This window comes from Collimonas pratensis, from assembly GCF_001584185.1.
Taxonomy (GTDB): Bacteria; Pseudomonadota; Gammaproteobacteria; order Burkholderiales; family Burkholderiaceae_D; genus Collimonas; species Collimonas pratensis.
On the sequence record NZ_CP013234.1, the window covers coordinates 1,672,814 to 1,690,684 of the forward strand.

General features: G+C 61.8%; 17 protein-coding genes. 11 read left to right on the forward strand and 6 right to left on the reverse strand.

Going from position 1 to position 17,871, the window contains the following annotated elements; all coding sequences use genetic code 11:
- Positions 1 to 37 precede the first annotated feature (37 nt).
- The 3 genes from CPter91_RS07620 to CPter91_RS07630 are packed head-to-tail and all read right to left on the reverse strand — an operon-like array spanning position 38 to position 2,578.
- Positions 38 to 352, reverse strand: coding sequence for an Mpo1-like protein (locus tag CPter91_RS07620; RefSeq protein WP_061938993.1), 315 nt, complete (start codon positions 350 to 352; stop codon positions 38 to 40).
- A 50-nt stretch (positions 353 to 402) separates the two neighbouring features.
- On the reverse strand, positions 403 to 1,263 hold the full coding sequence (locus tag CPter91_RS07625; RefSeq protein WP_061938996.1) for an alpha/beta fold hydrolase: 861 nt from the start codon (positions 1,261 to 1,263) through the stop codon (positions 403 to 405).
- Between the two features lies 1 nt (position 1,264).
- Positions 1,265 to 2,578, reverse strand: coding sequence for an O-acetylhomoserine aminocarboxypropyltransferase (locus CPter91_RS07630; protein WP_061938998.1), 1,314 nt, complete (start codon positions 2,576 to 2,578; stop codon positions 1,265 to 1,267).
- Between the two features lie 249 nt (positions 2,579 to 2,827).
- On the opposite strand from CPter91_RS07630, the gene CPter91_RS07635 reads away from it, so the two are divergent.
- From CPter91_RS07635 to CPter91_RS07685, 11 genes are all read left to right on the forward strand, one after another.
- Positions 2,828 to 3,274 (forward strand): CBS domain-containing protein, encoded by a 447-nt coding sequence (locus CPter91_RS07635; RefSeq protein WP_061938999.1) that lies wholly within the window; start codon positions 2,828 to 2,830, stop codon positions 3,272 to 3,274.
- Positions 3,275 to 3,433: 159 nt separating this feature from the next.
- On the forward strand, positions 3,434 to 3,853 hold the full coding sequence (locus CPter91_RS07640; protein WP_061939001.1) for an NINE protein: 420 nt from the start codon (positions 3,434 to 3,436) through the stop codon (positions 3,851 to 3,853).
- A 147-nt stretch (positions 3,854 to 4,000) separates the two neighbouring features.
- Positions 4,001 to 5,887 carry an MFS transporter gene (locus CPter91_RS07645; RefSeq protein ID WP_061939004.1) on the forward strand — a complete coding sequence of 629 codons (1,887 nt, stop codon included), beginning with the start codon at positions 4,001 to 4,003 and terminating at the stop codon, positions 5,885 to 5,887.
- A 28-nt stretch (positions 5,888 to 5,915) separates the two neighbouring features.
- Positions 5,916 to 7,019, forward strand: a complete 1,104-nt coding sequence (locus tag CPter91_RS07650; RefSeq protein ID WP_082792673.1) for a nucleoside hydrolase — start codon at positions 5,916 to 5,918, stop codon at positions 7,017 to 7,019.
- 151 nt (positions 7,020 to 7,170) lie between these two features.
- Positions 7,171 to 8,262, forward strand: coding sequence for a chorismate synthase (gene aroC / locus CPter91_RS07655; RefSeq protein WP_061939006.1), 1,092 nt, complete (start codon positions 7,171 to 7,173; stop codon positions 8,260 to 8,262).
- 707 nt (positions 8,263 to 8,969) lie between these two features.
- Positions 8,970 to 9,554, forward strand: a complete 585-nt coding sequence (locus CPter91_RS07660) for a DUF4126 domain-containing protein (RefSeq protein ID WP_061939008.1) — start codon at positions 8,970 to 8,972, stop codon at positions 9,552 to 9,554.
- Positions 9,551 to 12,055, forward strand: a complete 2,505-nt coding sequence (locus CPter91_RS07665; protein WP_417924846.1) for an ABC transporter permease — start codon at positions 9,551 to 9,553, stop codon at positions 12,053 to 12,055. Before CPter91_RS07660 ends, CPter91_RS07665 begins: the two co-directional genes overlap by 4 nt.
- A gap of 59 nt (positions 12,056 to 12,114) precedes the next feature.
- Positions 12,115 to 12,552 carry a group II truncated hemoglobin gene (locus CPter91_RS07670; RefSeq protein ID WP_061939010.1) on the forward strand — a complete coding sequence of 146 codons (438 nt, stop codon included), beginning with the start codon at positions 12,115 to 12,117 and terminating at the stop codon, positions 12,550 to 12,552.
- 32 nt (positions 12,553 to 12,584) lie between these two features.
- Positions 12,585 to 14,060 carry a DNA recombination protein RmuC gene (locus CPter91_RS07675; RefSeq protein WP_061939011.1) on the forward strand — a complete coding sequence of 492 codons (1,476 nt, stop codon included), beginning with the start codon at positions 12,585 to 12,587 and terminating at the stop codon, positions 14,058 to 14,060.
- Positions 14,061 to 14,298: 238 nt separating this feature from the next.
- Complete coding sequence (locus tag CPter91_RS07680) at positions 14,299 to 14,535, forward strand: type II toxin-antitoxin system Phd/YefM family antitoxin (RefSeq protein ID WP_061939013.1); 237 nt, start codon at positions 14,299 to 14,301, stop codon at positions 14,533 to 14,535.
- A complete protein-coding gene (locus CPter91_RS07685; RefSeq protein ID WP_061939015.1) occupies positions 14,535 to 14,966 on the forward strand; it encodes a type II toxin-antitoxin system VapC family toxin in 432 nt (143 codons plus the stop codon). The genes CPter91_RS07680 and CPter91_RS07685 overlap by 1 nt, the downstream gene beginning before the upstream one ends.
- Before the next feature lie 51 nt (positions 14,967 to 15,017).
- On the opposite strand, the gene CPter91_RS07690 is transcribed toward CPter91_RS07685, so the two are convergent.
- Genes CPter91_RS07690 through CPter91_RS27135 form a run of 3 tightly spaced genes read right to left on the reverse strand, consistent with a single transcriptional unit; the run spans position 15,018 to position 17,849 of the window.
- The gene (locus CPter91_RS07690) at positions 15,018 to 15,833 is read right to left on the reverse strand and encodes an ATP-binding cassette domain-containing protein (protein ID WP_061939016.1); all 816 of its coding nucleotides are present in this window, start codon (positions 15,831 to 15,833) and stop codon (positions 15,018 to 15,020) included.
- A 30-nt stretch (positions 15,834 to 15,863) separates the two neighbouring features.
- Positions 15,864 to 16,931, reverse strand: a complete 1,068-nt coding sequence (locus CPter91_RS27130) for a FecCD family ABC transporter permease (RefSeq protein ID WP_236906036.1) — start codon at positions 16,929 to 16,931, stop codon at positions 15,864 to 15,866.
- A 48-nt stretch (positions 16,932 to 16,979) separates the two neighbouring features.
- Positions 16,980 to 17,849, reverse strand: coding sequence for a heme/hemin ABC transporter substrate-binding protein (locus CPter91_RS27135; RefSeq protein WP_061945974.1), 870 nt, complete (start codon positions 17,847 to 17,849; stop codon positions 16,980 to 16,982).
- Positions 17,850 to 17,871: the final 22 nt, after the last annotated feature.

The following is a 17,871-nucleotide window of genomic DNA, read 5'->3' on the forward strand; positions in this document are numbered from 1 at the left end:
AAGCGGTTCACATTGCTGCGCACCGCATTTTACACAATTAATAAAAAGACACTCGGCCGCTGAGCATCTGCCAATACATCACCCAGTCGCCCAGGAATGAATACAGAGGCTGCGAGAAGGTCGCCGGGCGGTTCTTTTCAAACGCGAAATGGCCGACCCAGGCAAAGCCGTAGCCGGACAGCAGCGCTAACGGCAGCCAGTACAGCTTGCCGGTAAATATCAGCATGACCACGCAAGCCAGCGCCAGCGTGGAGCCGACGAAATGCAGCTGGCGACAGGTACGGTTGCTATGCTGGCTGAGATAGCTGGGATAGAACTCGGCGAAAGTCTGATATTTCATTACGGTAGGCATTCTGTCTCCTGGCGCTGGCTGGATGGTCTGTCCTTGTTGTTAGCTTAAGCTTAGTCTCCTGCGGCAAGCGCTGCAACTGTCGCTGCCTTCGCGAAGGTGAATAACTGCTCCAGCACCGCGTCCGGCTGTTCCGCCATCAAGGCATGGCCGCAAGCTGCCACCTGCACCACCTTGGCCTGTTTGATGGCGCCGATCAGGCCGGCGGCGGCCTTGGCCGGCGTCATGACGTCGCGCTGGCCGAGCAGGAACAGGGTAGGGCAAGTGACCGCCTGGGCCGCCGTTTCGCCATTGGCATAGGCATTGCAGGCGGCAAAATCGGTGTAGAACACGGTCGGCCTGGCAGCTGACTGGCTAGCGATGCGCTGCATCAGGCGTTGGCTGGCTCCTTGCACGTAAAAGCCCGGTCCCGGCGCCGACGGCTTGGGCGACATGGTGGAGTGCGACCAGATGTTCACCATGTCGATCGCGCTCTGCTGGTCGTTGTTGGCTGCATCCAGCAGCGCGTCCGCGACTTTCATCGGATAGGCGGCGCCGACCAGCGCAATGCCGGCGATGCGGCTCGAATTCTTGGCGCGACCGGCGCTTTCCAGCGCAATCAGCGAACCCATGCTGTGGCCGATCAGGACCGCCTTGCTGACCCCGGCGGCGTCCAGCAGGCAGGAGAGCCAGTCAGACAAGTCCTCAATGGTGGCCAGCGCCGGTCCCTGGCTGCGGCCGTGTCTCGGCAAATCCACTGCCAGCACGCCGAAGCCGTGGTGGGCGAAATAGCGGGTTTGCAGGATCCAGACGGAATGGTCGTTCTGGCCGCCGTGGATAAATACCGCGGTCGGCAGTGCCGGATCGAAGGCTTTGCCGCCGGTGTAGCAATAGGTATCGTGCTCAGTGCCGCGGAAGTGCGTTTTCAGCAACATTTCATTTCTCCTTCCGCTGCGACATCTTCAAGCCGAAAGCCAGGTCTTCGATCAGGTCCTCGACATTCTCCAGCCCGATCGACAGGCGCAACGTGCCTTCGCTGATGCCGGCGGCAGCCAGCTGCTCGCTCGGCACCCGGAAATGGGTGGTCGAAGCCGGATGGATCACCAGCGATTTGGCGTCGCCGACATTGGCCAGGTGCGAAAATATTTTCAGCGACTCGACCATGCGGCGGCCGGCCGCACGATCGCCCTTGAGGTTGAAAGAGAACACCGCGCCGCAACCCTTGGGCAGCAGCGTCTTGCTGAGTTCGTGGCCGGGATGCGAAGGCAGTTCTGGATAAGCCACCGATTCCACCGCCGCATGCGCGGCCAGGAATTCCACCACCTTGCGGGTATTGGCGACATGTTTTTCCATGCGTAGCGCCAGCGTTTCTATGCCTTGCAGGATGGCGAAGGCGTTGTGCGGACTCATGACGGCGCCGAAGTCGCGCAGGCCTTCGCGTCGCGCGCGAAGGGAAAACGGCGCCACCGTCGACTCTTCCGAAAACACCATGCCGTGGAAGCCTTCGTACGGCTCGCACAGTTCGCCGAAGCGGCCGCTTTTGTCATACGCCTGCTGCCAGTCGAACGTGCCGCCATCGACCAGCAAGCCGCCGACCGCGGTGCCGTGGCCGCACAGGAACTTGGTGGCCGAGTGGAACACCAGGTCGGCGCCATGATCGAAAGGGCGCAGCAGGTACGGTGTGGTAAATGTCGCATCGACCATCAGCGGCAGGTAATGCTCATGCGCCAGCGCGGCGATGCGCGGGATGTCCAGCACATCCAGCCCCGGATTGCCGAGCGTCTCGCCGAACAGCACCTTGGTGTTGGGCCGGATCGCCGCGCGCCAGGCGTCGATATCGCTGGGGTCGACAAAGGTGGTCTCGATGCCGAAGCGCTTCATGGTATAGGACAGCAGGTTGTGCGAACCGCCGTATAGCGCGCGCGAGGCCACCACATGCGAACCGGCGCCGGCGATGGTGGCCAGGCCCAGGTGCATGGCGGCCTGGCCGCTAGCCACGGCAATCCCGGCGACGCCGCCTTCCAGCGCGGCGATGCGTTCTTCCAGCACCGCGTTGGTGGGATTGGAAATGCGCGAATAAACGTGGCCGGCGCGTTCCATGTTGAACAGCGAGGCAGCGTGGTCGGAATCCTTGAAAACAAAGGCCGAAGTCAGGTAGATCGGCGTGGCGCGCGCGCCGGTGGCAGGGTCGGGCACGCTGCCGGCATGCAGCGACATGGTGTCGAAGCCGGGATAATGGGGGCTGCTCATGGTGTAGGAGGTCTCCTTCTATTTTCGATATATAGGGCGGATGCTGCGCTGCGCGGTAGATTTTTGCTCTGGCTTACGCTACATTCTGGATACAAGCATAAGGGTAACTCTAAAAACCTACTGCGCGGCACAATCTCCGGCCTGCGATGCTCACTGTACTAAAGTACAGCTCCGCTTCTCGACCAGACCTTGAGCCGCTCGTGACGTTTTAAGAGCTGCCGACAACCCAAGCAAAGGCAGGATGGCACCATGAAAGTATCTGAGATTCTCAAAGTCAAAGGCAATATCCTTTACACCGTGACGCCGGAAACACCGCTGATCGAGGCCGTCAACACGATGGCGGAAAAGGATATCGGTTCGCTGGTGGTGATGGAGTTCGGTACGCTGATCGGCATGCTGACCTTCCGCGAAGTGCTCAACGCGATTCACCAGAACGGCGGCGCGGTCGGCAGCAACACGGTGCGCAAGCACATGGACGACAGCCCGATCACCGTCACGCCGGACACTGAAGTCAACGAAGTGCGCCGCATCATGCTGGAACGTCATGCCCGCTATGTGCCGATCATGGATGCGCGCACCCTGCTGGGCGTGATGTCGTTCTACGACGTCGCGAAAGCGGTGCTGGACGCCCAGGGTTTTGAAAACAAGATGCTGAAAGCCTATATCCGCGACTGGCCTGCCTCTGCCGAAGAATAGGGCAGTTGCACCCGATGAAGACCGTTTGCGGCAGCAAGATGCCGCAAACGGTTTTTTTGTTAGATGGCCGGCACTGGTGCAAAATAGCGGGTTGGACGGCCCGGTCGCGGACAGGGGCCGTCAATTACGCGATTTTTATCGATTAGAAAGAATTTACCCATGAATAATATCCGTCCCGACGGTTCCGTGATCGATACCCATAGCAAGGTGCTGGGTTATCTGCTGTGGATTTTCGGCTTTACAGGTGCTCACCGTTTTTACTACGGCAAGCCGGTCACCGGCACCATCTGGTTCTTTACGCTCGGTTTGCTGGGAGTTGGCTGGCTGATCGATGCGTTCCTGATCCCCAGCATGAATCGCCAGGCCGACCTGCGCTTTACCGCCGGCCCCATCGATTACAGCGTTGCCTGGCTGCTGCTGACCTTTCTCGGTTTTTTCGGCGTGCACCGCATGTACCAAGGCAAGTGGATCACCGGCATCCTGTATATGTTTACCGGCGGGCTGTTCCTGCTGGGCGTGCTGTACGATTTCTGGACCCTCAACGACCAGATATCGATGAAGAATGCGCAGCGCGGGTAGCAGCAAGCTTGAATCGTTACCAAGGGATTGACGCCAGGGCGTCAGGACTGATGTGGCAAGCAGCCGCTACGGCGGCGGGCGCCGGTCCTGTAAAACAATCAACTATCCACCACTGCCTTACTGCGCAGCTTTCTCCCTAGCCTACCTATGTCCAAATCCAGTCAGTTTTCCTTGCTGCGCCAGCGCCGTTTCGCGCCGTTTTTCTGGACTCAGTTCTTCGGCGCCTTCAACGATAACGTCTTCAAGACCGCCTTGCTGACGATCCTGACCTACGAAGCGCTCAGCTGGACCAGCATGGACGTCAACGTGCTGAACAACCTGATCCCGGGTTTGTTCATCCTGCCTTTCGTGGTGTTTTCGGCGACTGCCGGCCAACTGGCCGACAAGTTCGAGAAATCGCGCCTGGCGCGCTACGTCAAGGTGCTGGAAATCATCATCATGTCGGTCGCCGCGCTCGGCTGGATGACGCATACCCTGTGGCTGCTGGTGCTGGCGGTGGTCGGCATGGGCGTGCATTCCACCATTTTCGGCCCGGTCAAATATGCTTACCTGCCGCAGCAGCTGCGTCCCAACGAACTGGTGGGCGGCAACGGCATTATCGAAATGGGCACCTTCGTCGGCATCCTGCTGGGCGAGGTCCTGGGCGCCGTGCTGGTGGTGCACAAGCCGTGGGGCATCGAACTGGTGGCCGGCGGCACGGTCGCCATCGCGATTCTCGGCTGGCTGTTCAGCCGCGGCATCCCGCTTACCCCGGCGGCCGAACCGGAACTGAAGATCAACTGGAATCCGGTCACCGAAACCATGCGCAACCTGAGTTTTTCGCGCAAGAACCGTCCGGTGTTCCTCGCCATGCTGGCCAATTCCTGGTTCTGGTTCTATGGCGCCATCATCCTGGCGCAATTTCCCCTGTATGCAAAAAACTATCTGCATGGCGACCATAGCGTCTTCGTGCTGCTGCTGACGGTGTTCTCGCTCGGCGTCGGCGCCGGTTCGCTGCTGTGCGAACGGCTGTCCGGCCATAAGGTGGAAATCGGCCTGGTGCCGTTCGGCGCTATCGGCCTGTCGGTGTTCGGCCTTGACCTGTTCCTGGCCAGCCTCAGCTACACCAACACCAGCGCAGTGGACATGGGCAGCTTCGTGCAGCAGCACGGCAGCTGGCGCATCCTGTTCGACTGCGTGATGATCGGCCTGTTCGGCGGCTTGTACATCGTGCCGCTGTTTGCGGTGATCCAGACCCGCTGCGACCGCCAGCATCTGTCGCGCACCATCGCCGGCATGAACATCATGAACGCCTTGTTCATGGTGGTGGCGGCGCTGGTGGCGTTGACCCTGCTCAGCCTGGGTTTCACCATCCCGCAGATTTTCCTGGCGACGGCGATCCTGAATGCGCTGGTGGCGGTTTACATCTTCACCGTGGTGCCGGAATACCTGGTGCGCTTCGTGGCCTGGATATTGATTCACACCATCCACCGCGTCACCACCTTCAACCGCGACCGCATTCCGGACGAAGGCGCGGCGGTGCTGGTGTGCAACCATGTCAGCTACGTCGATGCGATCGTGATCATGGCGGCCAGCCCGCGGCCGATCCGCTTTGTCATGGACCACCGCATCTTCAAGGTGCCGGTGCTGGCCTGGCTGTTCAAGACCGCCAAGGCAATCCCGATTGCCCCGGCCAAGGAAAATCCGGCATTGATGGAACGCGCTTTCGACCAGATCGCCGCGGCGCTGGCAGACGGCGACCTGGTCTGTATTTTCCCGGAAGGCAAGCTGACCAGCACCGGCGAAATGAACGAATTCCGCGGCGGCATCAAGAAAATCATCGACCGCACGCCGGTGCCGGTAATCCCGATGGCGCTGCGCGGCCTGTGGGGCAGCATGTGGACCCGCAGCGGCGGCAATCCGTTCCAGCGTTCGTTCAAGCGTGGTCCGCTGTCGGCGCTGCAGCTGGCGGTGGGCGAGCCGGTGGCGCCGGGCCAGGCCACGCCTGAGTTCCTGCAGCAGCAAGTGCAGGCTTTACGCGGCGAGTGGAAATAACAGCGCAGACAGAAAAGGATAAAGTGTCATGACGAAACTGAAAAATACCTCGAATACCTTGTTGGATGATGCCGTATCGGTGCAGTCCGCACGTCGCCGCTTCCTTGCCAGCGGCAGCAAGCTGCTGGCCGGCAGCCTTTTACTGAGTACCTTGCCTATGCAAACCACGCTAGCCGCCGCTACTGTAGCCGCCCCAATTCCTCTGATCATCGACACCGATCCCGGCGCCGATGATGTCATCGCCATCCTGCTGGCCTTGTCCGCACGCGACCGCCTGGACGTCAAGGCGCTCACCACGGTGGCCGGCAATGTCCAGCTGCGCTATACCGCACGCAATGCGCGTATGGTGCGCGAATGGGCCAATCGTCCGGACGTGCCGGTATATGCCGGCTGCTCGCGGCCGATGCTGCGCACGCCGATCTATGCCGCCGAAGTGCACGGGGCGGAAGGCGTCACCGGCGTCAAGATCTTCGAACCGAAACAGCCGCTGGCCAAGGGTTCGGCCGTGCAATACCTGATCGAGACGCTGCTGGCGGCGCCGCCAAAAAGCATCACTATCGTGACCTTGGGGCCGCAAACCAACCTGGCCATGGCGTTGATCGAAAATCCGGAGATCCGCCAGGGCATCAAGGAAATCATCATGATGGGCGGCGCCCATTTCAACGGCGGCAATATCACGCCGTCGGCTGAATTCAACGTCTTTGCCGATCCGCATGCGGCCGATGTGATCTTCAAGAGCGGCTTGCCGCTGACTGTGATTCCGCTGGATGTGACGCACAAGATGCTGACCAGCCCGGAGCGCATAGACCGGCTGCGCAAGATCGGCAACAACGCCGGCAAGATCGCGGCCGACATCCTGGACGCCTATGTCGAACATGACATCAAGGAATACGGCTTGCCGGGTGGCCCGGTGCATGACGCCACCACCATCGGCTACCTGCTCAAGCCCGAGATGTTCAAGGGCCGCATGGTCAACGTCGAAGTCGATACCCGCGAAGGGCCGACCTTCGGCGCCACCATCGTCGACTACTACCATACGACCAAGAAACCGGAGAATGCGCGCTGGATCACGGAAGGCGATACCCAGGGCTTCTTTGACCTGCTGACGGTGCAGCTGGCCAAATTGCCCTGAACCCTGCATAGGCAGGCCGGCTGGTGCGCTCCAGCCTGGTCTGCACCACATTTGTGATGCCATAAAAGCAATGATTGCGGCGCCCGGCTAACTATCTAGCCCGCTGCACTGGTAAAATCATGCCTTCGGTCCCTTTTTTCTCTGGAATATCATGCCCGGCAATACCTTCGGCAGTCTGTTTAGCGTCACCAACTTCGGCGAATCCCACGGCCCGGCCATCGGCTGCGTGGTCGATGGCTGCCCGCCGGGAATGGAATTATCCGAAGCTGATATCCAGCCGGACCTGGACCGCCGCAAGCCGGGCACCTCGCGCCACGTCACCCAGCGCCAGGAGCCGGACACGGTCGAAATCCTGTCCGGGGTCTACGAAGGCAAGACCACCGGCACCCCGATCATGCTGCTGATCCGCAACCAGGACCAGCGCAGCAAGGATTACGGCAATATCATCGACACCTTCCGCCCCGGCCATGCCGATTTCACCTACTGGCAGAAGTACGGTATCCGCGATCCGCGCGGCGGCGGCCGTTCTTCGGCACGCCTGACGGCGCCGGCCGTGGCGGCGGCGGCGATCGCCAAGAAATGGCTGCTGCAGCAGTACGGCACCACGTTCAAGGGTTGCATGAGCCAGCTGGGCGAACTGCCGATCGCTTTCGAATCCTGGGAGCATGTGCCGAACAATCCGTTTTTTGCCGCCAATGCCAGCCAGATCGAACAACTGGAAGCGTATATGGATGCCCTGCGCAAGGATGGCGATTCCTGCGGCGCCCGCATCGACATCGTAGCGTCCAATGTGCCGGTCGGCCTGGGCGAGCCGCTGTACGACAAGCTGGATGCCGAAATCGGCTATGCCATGATGGGCATCAACGCCGTCAAAGGCGTGGAAATCGGCGCCGGCTTTGCCTGCGTGGCGCAAAAGGGTTCGCAGCACGGCGATGAAATCACCCGTCACGGCTTCCTCACCAATAACGCCGGCGGCATCCTGGGCGGCATTTCCAGCGGCCAGGACATCACCGTCTCGATCGCCATCAAGCCGACTTCCAGCATCCGCACGCCCAAGCAGTCGATCGACAAGCAGGGCAACCCGGCCACGGTCGAAACTTTCGGCCGCCACGATCCTTGCGTCGGCATCCGTGCCACGCCGATTGCCGAAGCCATGCTGGCGCTGGTCTTGATGGATCATGCCCTGCGCCACCGCGCCCAGTGCGGCGATGTGCAGGTCGAGCGGCTGGTCGATCCGCAGTAATCCCGGCACTGATTGGTGGCGTTTTTCTTTGGCGGCAGGAGTCAATTGGGGTCAGAGTTTTTTTTCGCGGTTTTTGCGAAAATTACTCTGACCCCAATTGACGTTTTACGGAATGCGTGCGATGGCATGCTAAGAACGGTCTATCGGTTGATAACACTGTTACTACTCCGTGGAGGCTTGCCGGGGGTGGCCCGGCAGCCAGTCACTTTTTCTTGCTTCGCCCCCTCGCCGGGCGCAAGAAAAGTAACCAAAAAGAAGGCGACCGCACAGCCGTTGCCCTCCCTTCGGTCGGGGCCCCAAATGAGGCGGGTGCCAGTCGGATGGGACACAAACTCGCTTCGCTCAAACATGTGTCCCATAATTCCCGACTGGCACCCGTCTCATTTGGCAACGTCAGCATGCGGGGCACGTCAAAAGCAACCCCAAGGTCAAAGCCAAAGCCAAAGCCAAAGCCAAAGCCAAAGCCAAAGCCAAAGCCGCTCCGGCTGTGGACAATCGCGCGGACGGCCGCGGCGCGGCGTTTGCCGGGCGCTCCAGTTGCGCGCGGGCCTCAGTCAGCCATCGTTTTTGCGATCCTGCTGGCTAATCTTCTGCGGCTGGCGTAGGTTTACGTTACGCTTGTTTAAATTGTGCTTCGCAGCGGATGGACCAAAAAAGCACGCCAGGCATGCCTGAAACCGACTGATCCGGAGAGAGAAGGGGACATCATGATCGATACACTTTCCAGTGCCGCCCTGGCTGGCGGCCTGTCCTGGGCCAGCGGCATCCGCCTCTACATGGCGCTGTTCATTGCCGGCTGGTTCGGCCGCGCCGGCTGGATCGACCTGCCGCAGGCGTTGCAGATACTGGAATCGCCCTGGGTGATCGGCGTGACCGGCCTGCTGACCGCGGTCGAGTTTCTGGTAGATAAGATTCCCGGCCTGGATTCGGTGTGGGACGCCGTCCATACCTTTATCCGGATTCCGGCCGGCGCCATTCTTGCCGTGGCCGCCATGGGCCATATGGATCCGGCCTGGACCACGGTGGCGGCGCTGGTGGGCGGCACTTTCGCCCTGGGGGCGCATGCCACCAAGGCCGGCAGCCGCGCCATGATCAATACCTCGCCGGAGCCGCTGAGCAACTGGACCGCCTCGTTTTCCGAGGATGCCACCGTGCTGGGCGGCCTGTGGGCGGCGTTTTTCCACCCCTGGCTGCTGTTTGCCTTCCTGTTCCTGTTTTTTCTATTTGCGATCTGGCTGGTGCCTAAACTTTGGCGCGGTATCCGCTGGGTCTTCCAAAGGCTCGCTACATGATCTTCCAGCAGTCTCTACGCATGACCCAGCGCGACTGGCGCGCCGGCGAATTACGCTTCTTGCTGATAGCCTTGATTGTCGCAGTTGCCTCATTGTCCGCGGTCGGCTTCTTTGTCGACCGTATGCGCGCCGGCCTCAGCCGCGATGCGCACCAGTTGCTGGGAGCAGACCTGCTGATTTCCGCCGACCAGCGCATCAATCCCGCCTGGCGTGCTGAAGCAGAACAGCGCCACCTGACCTTGGCCGATACAGTGGTGTTTCCGAGCATGGCGCTGGCCGGCGAGGGTGACGACGCCCGCTCGCAGTTGGCGTCGCTCAAGGCCGTCACGGCTGGTTATCCCTTGCGCGGCAGCCTGGTGGTGGCCGATGCCCCCGGCAGCACCCAGCAGACCGTCAGGCTGACGCCAGCCGCCGGCACGGTCTGGCTGGACGCCAACATGTTGACGGCCTTGAACCTGAAAGTGGGCGATCCGCTCAAGCTGGGCGACCGCAGCTTCAAAATCTCCAAGGTGCTGGTGATCGAACCCGACCGCGGCAGCGGCTTCATCAATTTTGCACCGCGCGTGATGCTCTCCATGGCTGACCTGGCTTCGACCAACCTGATCCAGGACGGCTCGCGCGTCACCTACCGCCTGCTGCTGGCGGGCGCGCAGCAGCAAATACAGGATTTCCAGAAATGGGTGGAAAGCGATATCGCCCGTGAAAACGTGAAAGGCGTGCGTATCGAGGGCCTGGAAAACGGCCGTCCGGAAATGCGCGCTACGCTGGATCGTGGCGAGCAGTTCCTGTCGCTGGTGGGCTTGCTGTCGGCGCTGCTGGCGGCGGTGGCGGTAGCCATGGCGGCGCGCCGCTTCATGCTACGCCATCTGGATGCCTGCGCCATGCTGCGCTGTCTTGGCATGACCCAGAACCAGGTGACTCAGCTGTATCTGCTGGAATTCTTCTTGATCGGCCTGGCCGGCAGCGTGATCGGCGTGCTGCTGGGCTTCGGCGCGCATTTCATGCTGCTCGAACTGCTCGGCAAATTCATCTCCAGCGACTTGCCGGGCGCCAGCCCGATTCCTGCGCTGCAAGGTCTGGTCACCGGTCTGCTGTTGCTGATCGGTTTTGCCTTGCCGCCCATCCTGCAGCTGCGCAACGTGCCGCACAACCGCGTGATCCGGCGCGAGCAGGATGCGCCGCAAGCGCTGGTGCTGGCTACTTATGGGCTCGGGACGCTGGTCTTCATCGGCTTGCTGCTGTGGCAGGCTGGCGACCTCAAGCTGGGTTTGCTGACCGCGCTCGGCTTCCTGGGCGGCTTCGGCCTGTTCGCCTTGCTCGGCTGGCTGGCGCTCAAGGGCTCGCGCCATATCCGCGGGCTGTCGCGCCATCCTAGCTGGCGCTTCGCGCTGACTGCGTTGCAGCGGCGTCCGGCGGCGACCGTGGTGCAGATCGTCGCCTTGTCGCTGGGCCTGATGGCGCTGCTGCTGCTGACCGTGATCCGCGGCGACCTGATCGGCGCCTGGCAGCAAGCCACGCCGGTTGACGCGCCGAATCGCTTTGTGATCAATATCCAGGATGACCAGCGCGCCGAGATCAGCCAGCGCCTGCAGGGAATCGGCATCGCCAGGCCAGAGCTGTTTCCGATGATCCGCGGCCGCCTGACTCAGGTCAACGGCAAGCCGGTCACGGCCGACACCTATCCTGAGGACAAGGCCAAGCGCCTGGTCGACCGCGAATTCAACCTGTCCACCATGCAGCAAGTGCCGCCGCAGAATAGCATCACCGCCGGGCGCTGGTTCGATGACAGCCAGCCTGCCGCTTCGGTCGAGGAGGGGCTGGCCAAGACCCTCAAGCTGAAGTTGGGCGACCAGTTGCAGTTCGATATCGCCGGCCAGCTGGTGAGCGCGCCGGTGACCAGCATCCGCAAGCTGGAGTGGGGCTCGATGCGGGTCAATTTCTTCGTCATCCTCAATCCAAAACTGATGCACGACATGCCGCAAACCTGGATCACCGCCTTCAACCTGCCGTCGGCACAGGCGGCGTTCGGCAACCAGCTGACGCGCGATTTCCCCAACCTGACGGTGGTCGATATCGGCAGCGTCATCCAGCAGATCCAGGGCGTGATCAGCCAGGTGGTGGCAGCGGTCGAATTCCTGTTCCTGTTCACGCTCGCGTCCGGTGCGCTGGTGCTGTATGCGGCGCTGGTCGGCTCGCAGGATGAGCGTACCCGCGAAGCTGGCCTGTTGCGCGCGCTCGGCGCTACCCGCAAGCAGTTGTCACAGTCGCAATGGATAGAGTTCGCCCTGATCGGCAGCCTGGCCGGCTTCCTTGCCGCCAGCGGCGCTGCCGCCATCGGCTGGGCGCTGGCGCAGTATGTGTTCAGCTTCACCTGGACCTTCAGCCCGCTGGTCTGGCTGGCGGGAATGGCGATCGGCGCTGCTTGCACCTTTGCCGGCGGCTGGGTCGGCCTGCGCCATGTACTGCGCCAGCCGCCGCTGCAAACCTTGCGCGAGGCCTGAAGCAGTACTGTCTGCCGGCATTTCGGGGATAATGAGGGCTTACGCTATCATTATCCGCCATGACTACAGACACCACCGCCTCCACCCAAGCGCCTGAAGAGCAATCCCAGGCCAGCCTCTACGACCTGATCGGCGGCGCCGGCAAGCTGCGCGAACTGGTCGATCGCTTTTACGACCTGATGGACCTGGAGCCGCAATTCGCCGTGATCCGGGCCTTGCATCCGACCACCCTCGAAGGTTCGCGCGACAAGTTCTACTGGTTCCTGTCCGGCTGGAGCGGCGGTCCCGACTTGTATATCCAGCAGTTCGGCCATCCGCGCCTGCGCGCCCGCCATCTGCCTTACGGCATCGCGTCGCCCGAGCGCGACCAGTGGCTGCGCTGCATGGCGCTGGCGATGCAGGACGTCGGTATGGATGAGTGGCTGCAGGAGCGCCTGCTGACGTCCTTCTTCCAGACCGCCGACTGGATGCGCAACAAGCCCGATACCCCACAATAACTGTCTGTTTCAGACTAAATTAGATAGCCCACATGCCATCATCAGAATTACTCGTCTTGCTTGCCGTCGCCGCCGTCATCATCGTGCTGCAGATCGTCGCCATCTTGCGCAGCGCGCGTGGCGCCGATCCGGCGCAGCAGCTGGGGCAGTTGCAGAATGATCTGCAACGCCATCAGCAAGATCAGCAAGATCGTGGCGAACGCCAGCAGCGCGACCTGCGCGGCGAAGTGCAGACCAGTGCGCAAAACATGCGGCAGGAAATCGGCAGCAATTTCGGCCAGCTGCAGCAGACGCTGGCCGCGCAGATGACCAGCGTTGCCACCTTGCAGAACAACCAGATCGACACTTTCGCCCAGCAGTTGGTCAAGCTGACTGAAACCAATGCTCAGCAGCTCGATGGCATGCGGCTGGCGATGAACCAGCAGGCCCAGAACAGCCGCGAAGAACAGGCGCAATCGCTCAAGCGCTTCGGCGATACGCTCAACCAGACGCTGGCGGCGCTGACCGAATCGAATGCGCAGCGGATGGCGGAAGTGCGCGCCACGCTGGAAGCCAGGATCAAGGACCTGCAAACCGACAACGGCTTGCGGCTGGAAGAAATGCGCAAGACCGTCGACGAGAAGCTGCATGCGACGCTGGAGCAGCGTCTGGGTGAATCGTTCAAGATCGTTTCCGATCGTCTGGAAAAAGTGCACCAGGGCCTGGGTGAAATGCAGCAGCTGGCGATCGGCGTCGGCGACCTCAAGCGCGTGCTGACCAACGTCAAGACACGCGGCACCTGGGGCGAAGTGCAGCTGGAAATGCTGCTGGAACAGGTGTTGACGCCGGAGCAGTACGCCAAGAACGTGGAAACCGTTCCCGGCAGCGGCGAACGGGTGGAGTTCGCCATCAAGTTGCCGGGCAATGACGACGGCGGCACGCCGGTTTGGATGCCGATCGACGCCAAGTTCCCGAAAGAACAGTACGAACGGCTGGCGGATGCAGCTGATCGCGCCGATGCCGAAGGCGTGGCGCTGGCTTCTCGGGAACTGGAGCGCGCCGTGCGCCTGGAGGCCAAGACGATCGCCGAAAAATACCTGTCGCCGCCGCTGACCACCGATTTCGCCATCCTGTTCCTGCCGACCGAGGGCCTGTACGCCGAGGTCATGCGCCGTCCAGGCCTGGCCGACGAATTGCAGCGCCTGCACCGCATCAGCATCGCCGGGCCATCGACCTTATCGGCGCTGCTGAACAGCCTGCAGATGGGCTTCCGCACGCTGGCGCTGGAAAAGCGCTCATCCGAAGTGTGGCAAGTACTGGGCGCGGTCAAGACCGAATTCGGCAAGTTCGGCGACGTCCTGGCCGCCACCAAGCTGACGCTGGAACGCGCCGCCAAGAACATCGACCAGGCTGAAGTGCGCAGCCGCCAGATGGCGCGCAAGCTGAAATCGGTGGAGGCCTTGCCGAGCGAGGCGGCGCAGCGGCTGCTGGGGAAAGAGCCGGACCTGCTGGCAGACGACGAAAACTGAGATCAAAAACTGAAACCCAATCTGTGGGTATTTTTGATTAATTGATCCGGTGGGAGTTGGATTTTTGGATGAAATGAAAGCAGGGCAGCTTCGTAGATTTGCCCCGGCTTACCCGCCGGGAGGAGCATTCACGGTCTTAATGGCTTTGCTGAGCAGGCCAAGAAACAAGGCAATTTCTCTTGACTAATATGGTCTAGTTGATAGACTAGATCATGTTGATATAGATGAGGGTATTGCCATGCGAGAATACGGAGTGTACGAAGCCAAAACGAAATTGGCGGACTTGATCAAGCAAGTCCAGCAAGGTGAACGGATCACGATCACTAATCGCGGTGAGCCCGTAGCAGATTTGGTTCCTAGCGCCAACCGGGCGGCACAGCAGACGATGGAGGCGATTGACGCCATCAAGACCATGCGGGCAGGAACAATCGATCAAGCCGAGTTCGTCGAAATGCGTGGTCAGGGGCGTCGTTAATGAGCGGCGGTTTCGTGCTGGATGCGTCTGTGACGATCCGCTGGGCGCTCAATGATGGTTCGCCGGCAGATCGGGCTTATGCTGACCAGGTACTCGATTCGCTGGCCCTTGCATCGGCTTGGGTGCCGGCGCTATGGTACACGGAGACGATCCACGTGCTGCGCTGCGCGGAAGAGCGTGAAAAATTTGGTGAATCGGCCTTGACAGGATTTGTCTATCGTCTGGGGCAACTGCCGATTCATCTTGACGCTGCCGCGCCTTCGGGGATTCAACTGGCAGTAGCGGCGATATCGAGAGAATTCAGACTTTCTGGATACGATGCGCAATATCTCGAATTGGCCCGCAGGCGCAACTTGCCATTAGCAACCTTGGACAAGGATTTAAGAAAGGCGGCGAAGAAAGCTGGTGTGCCAATTTATCTCCTGCACTAGAGGAAGTGTGTGTGCCTGATTTCCAGTATCGCTGGAAATCCCTCTACATTGTCAAGCCGGCATCGCAAACGGCGGCTTGCCGGCCTGCTGCACTACCTCTACCTCGATCCCGAGACAAGTCCTGACGATATGCGGCGTCATGCTCAGCGTCGGCGTATCCTGCACCAGCAAGGTGCCATCCGCCAACCATGCCAGCTGGTCGGCATAGCGCGCCGCCAGGTTGGGATCGTGCATGATCGCCAGTACGCCGATATGCCATTCCTTGACCAGTTGCCGCAGGGTGCGCAGCAGATGATGCTGGTGCGCCAGATCGAGTGCAGCGGTCGGTTCATCCAGCAACAGATAACGTGGCGCCGGCGGGGTTTCCTGTTCATTGGCCGCCGGCCGCAGCTGCGCCAGTACACGGGCAAACTGCACACGCGCCAGTTCGCCGCCGGAGAGCGTGGTGACATCGCGCTCCGCAAGGGCAGCCGCACCGGCCAGCGCCAGCGCTTCCATCGCAATCAGCCTGTCGTTCATGCTGTTGCCGCCGCCGTGCGGATAGCGGCCCAGCAAGGCGATTTCCATGGCCGTGAAGGGGAACGAAAACTGCACGCTCTGCGGCAGCACGGCGCGGATCTTGGCCAGCTGCTGCGGGCTCAGCTGATTGAGCGTGACATGGTTGATCGATATCTGCCCGCCCAGCCGTACATCGCCGTCTTGCCGCTTGCCATGGAATTCGCCCGACATGGCTTTCAGCAGGCTGCTTTTGCCGGCGCCGTTACGGCCCAGCAGCGCCACGATCTGGCCTGGCTGGATCGACAGGTTGAGCTTGTGCAGGATGGTCTTGTCGCCACGTTGCAGGGAAAGGTCAGTCGCAACTAGCATGATGGTTTTCCGTGTGGTTTCAAGATAGGGCTACAGGCCAAGCTGTGCGCGGCGGCGCCACAGCAGCACGATGAAGAAAGGCCCGCCCAGCAACGCCGTGAGGATGCCCAGCGGCAGTTCCGCCGGCGCCGCCATGGTGCGCGACGCCAGGTCGGCCAGCAGAGTCAGCAGCGCGCCGAACAGCATGGCGCCCGGCAAAACTACGCGCTGATCGGGACCGCAGGTGAGACGGATGCAGTGCGGCGCTACCAGGCCGATGAAGCCGATGGTGCCGGTGCAAGCTACCAGACCGCCGACGCACAGTGAACTGACGATCAACACCTGGCGTTTGATGCGCTGCACCGGCACGCCGAGGTGCTGGGCTTCCGCTTCTCCCAGCAGCATCGCGTTCAAGGCCGCCGAGTGGCGCGCCATCGCTGCTACGCACAGGACGACTACCGGTGCCGCCACCGCCAGCAAGGACCAGTGTGCGCTGGCCAGGCTGCCGAGATTCCAGAAGGTCAGGGTGCGCAGCTGGGCGTCGCCGGCAATAAAGCTGAGCACGCCGATGCCAGCCATCGAGATGGCATTGAAGGCGATCCCGGCCAGCAGCAGGATGGGCAGCGCCAGGCGGCCCTTGGCCGCGCCGATCCGATACACCAGCAGCGCCACTGCCAGGGCGCCGGCAAACGCTGCCAGCATCGGCGCATAGATGCCGACCACGCTTAATGCTGCCGGCCACAGCACGCCGCCGAGCACGATGATGATGGCGGCGCCAAGGGCAGCGCCGCTGGAGACGCCGATCAGTCCTGGATCGGCCAGAGGATTGCGGAACAAGGCTTGCAGGGCGCTGCCGGCGGCGCCGAAGCCGCAGCCGACCAGCACCGCCAGCAGCACCCGCGGCAGACGGATATCCAGCAGCACCGCGCGCGCCTGGGCGTCGGCCGCCGATAGTTCGGCGCCGGACCACAGCAGGCGCGGCACTTGCCACGGATCGATGCGATAGGCGCCCAGGCCTGCGCACAAGGTCATGACCACCAGCAGCAACAGTGCCAGAACCAGCAGCACCATGCGCTGGCGAGACTGGCGCGCGATTGCCGGCGGTGAAATGGCAATCATCGGAGCCAACGGTTGCGCGGCGGCGGAATAAGAAGAGGACATCAGGAATCAGGCAGTCAATTGAGCAGAAAGACGGCGCAGGGCAGCCGGCAGCCGCGGACCAAAGCCGAGCAGCAGCAAGGCATCCATATCGGCGATCACGCGCCTGTTACGCGCTGCGGGAGTCAATGCCAGGCCTGGCATTTTCAGCAATTGCGCAAGGCCACCCATGGCGGCCAGGCCTTCGCTGGTAGTCATCAGGACATCGGGTGCCGCAGCGATGGCGCTTTCCGCGGTCAGCGGCTTGTAGCCTTTGAAGCCGTCCTCGCCGCCTAAGGCATTGACTGCGCCGGCATAGCGGATCATGGCGTCGGCGGCGGTATCGCGTCCGGCCACCATGGCCTGGGTGCCGCTGTTGCTGAGGATGAACAGCACTCGCGGTGGCGGCTTGCCAGACTGCTGCTGGCGTTGAGCCTGGATCGCTGTCATGGCCGCCAGCCAGTCGTTGTCGAAGGTTTGCAGCAGGCGATCGCCGCGTGTAGTCAAATCCAATGCTTTGGCGCTGCCGCTGATCTTGTCGCGCACCGATTGCACGTCGTGCCGCTCGGATAAGGTGATGACACGCACGCCGGCGGCTGCGATCTGCTGGATTGCCGTCGGCGGACCTGCTTCGGCCGAAGCCAGCAGCAGGTCGGGGCGCAAAGACAGCACACCCTCCGCCGACAGGGCGCGCTGGTAGCCCATTTTCGGCAACGCCAGCGCGGCCGCCGGATAGGTGCTGGTGGTGTCGCTGCCGATCAGCATGGCGCCGGCGTCCAGTGCATACACTACTTCTGTGATGGCGCCTCCGGCTACTGCTACGCGCAGAGGTTTGGGGGCGGCGGCGCTAGTCGGCAGCATCGTCAGCAGCATGCCGGCCGCAGTTGTTCCCAGCAGCATGCGGCGCTGATAGTCGACAGGC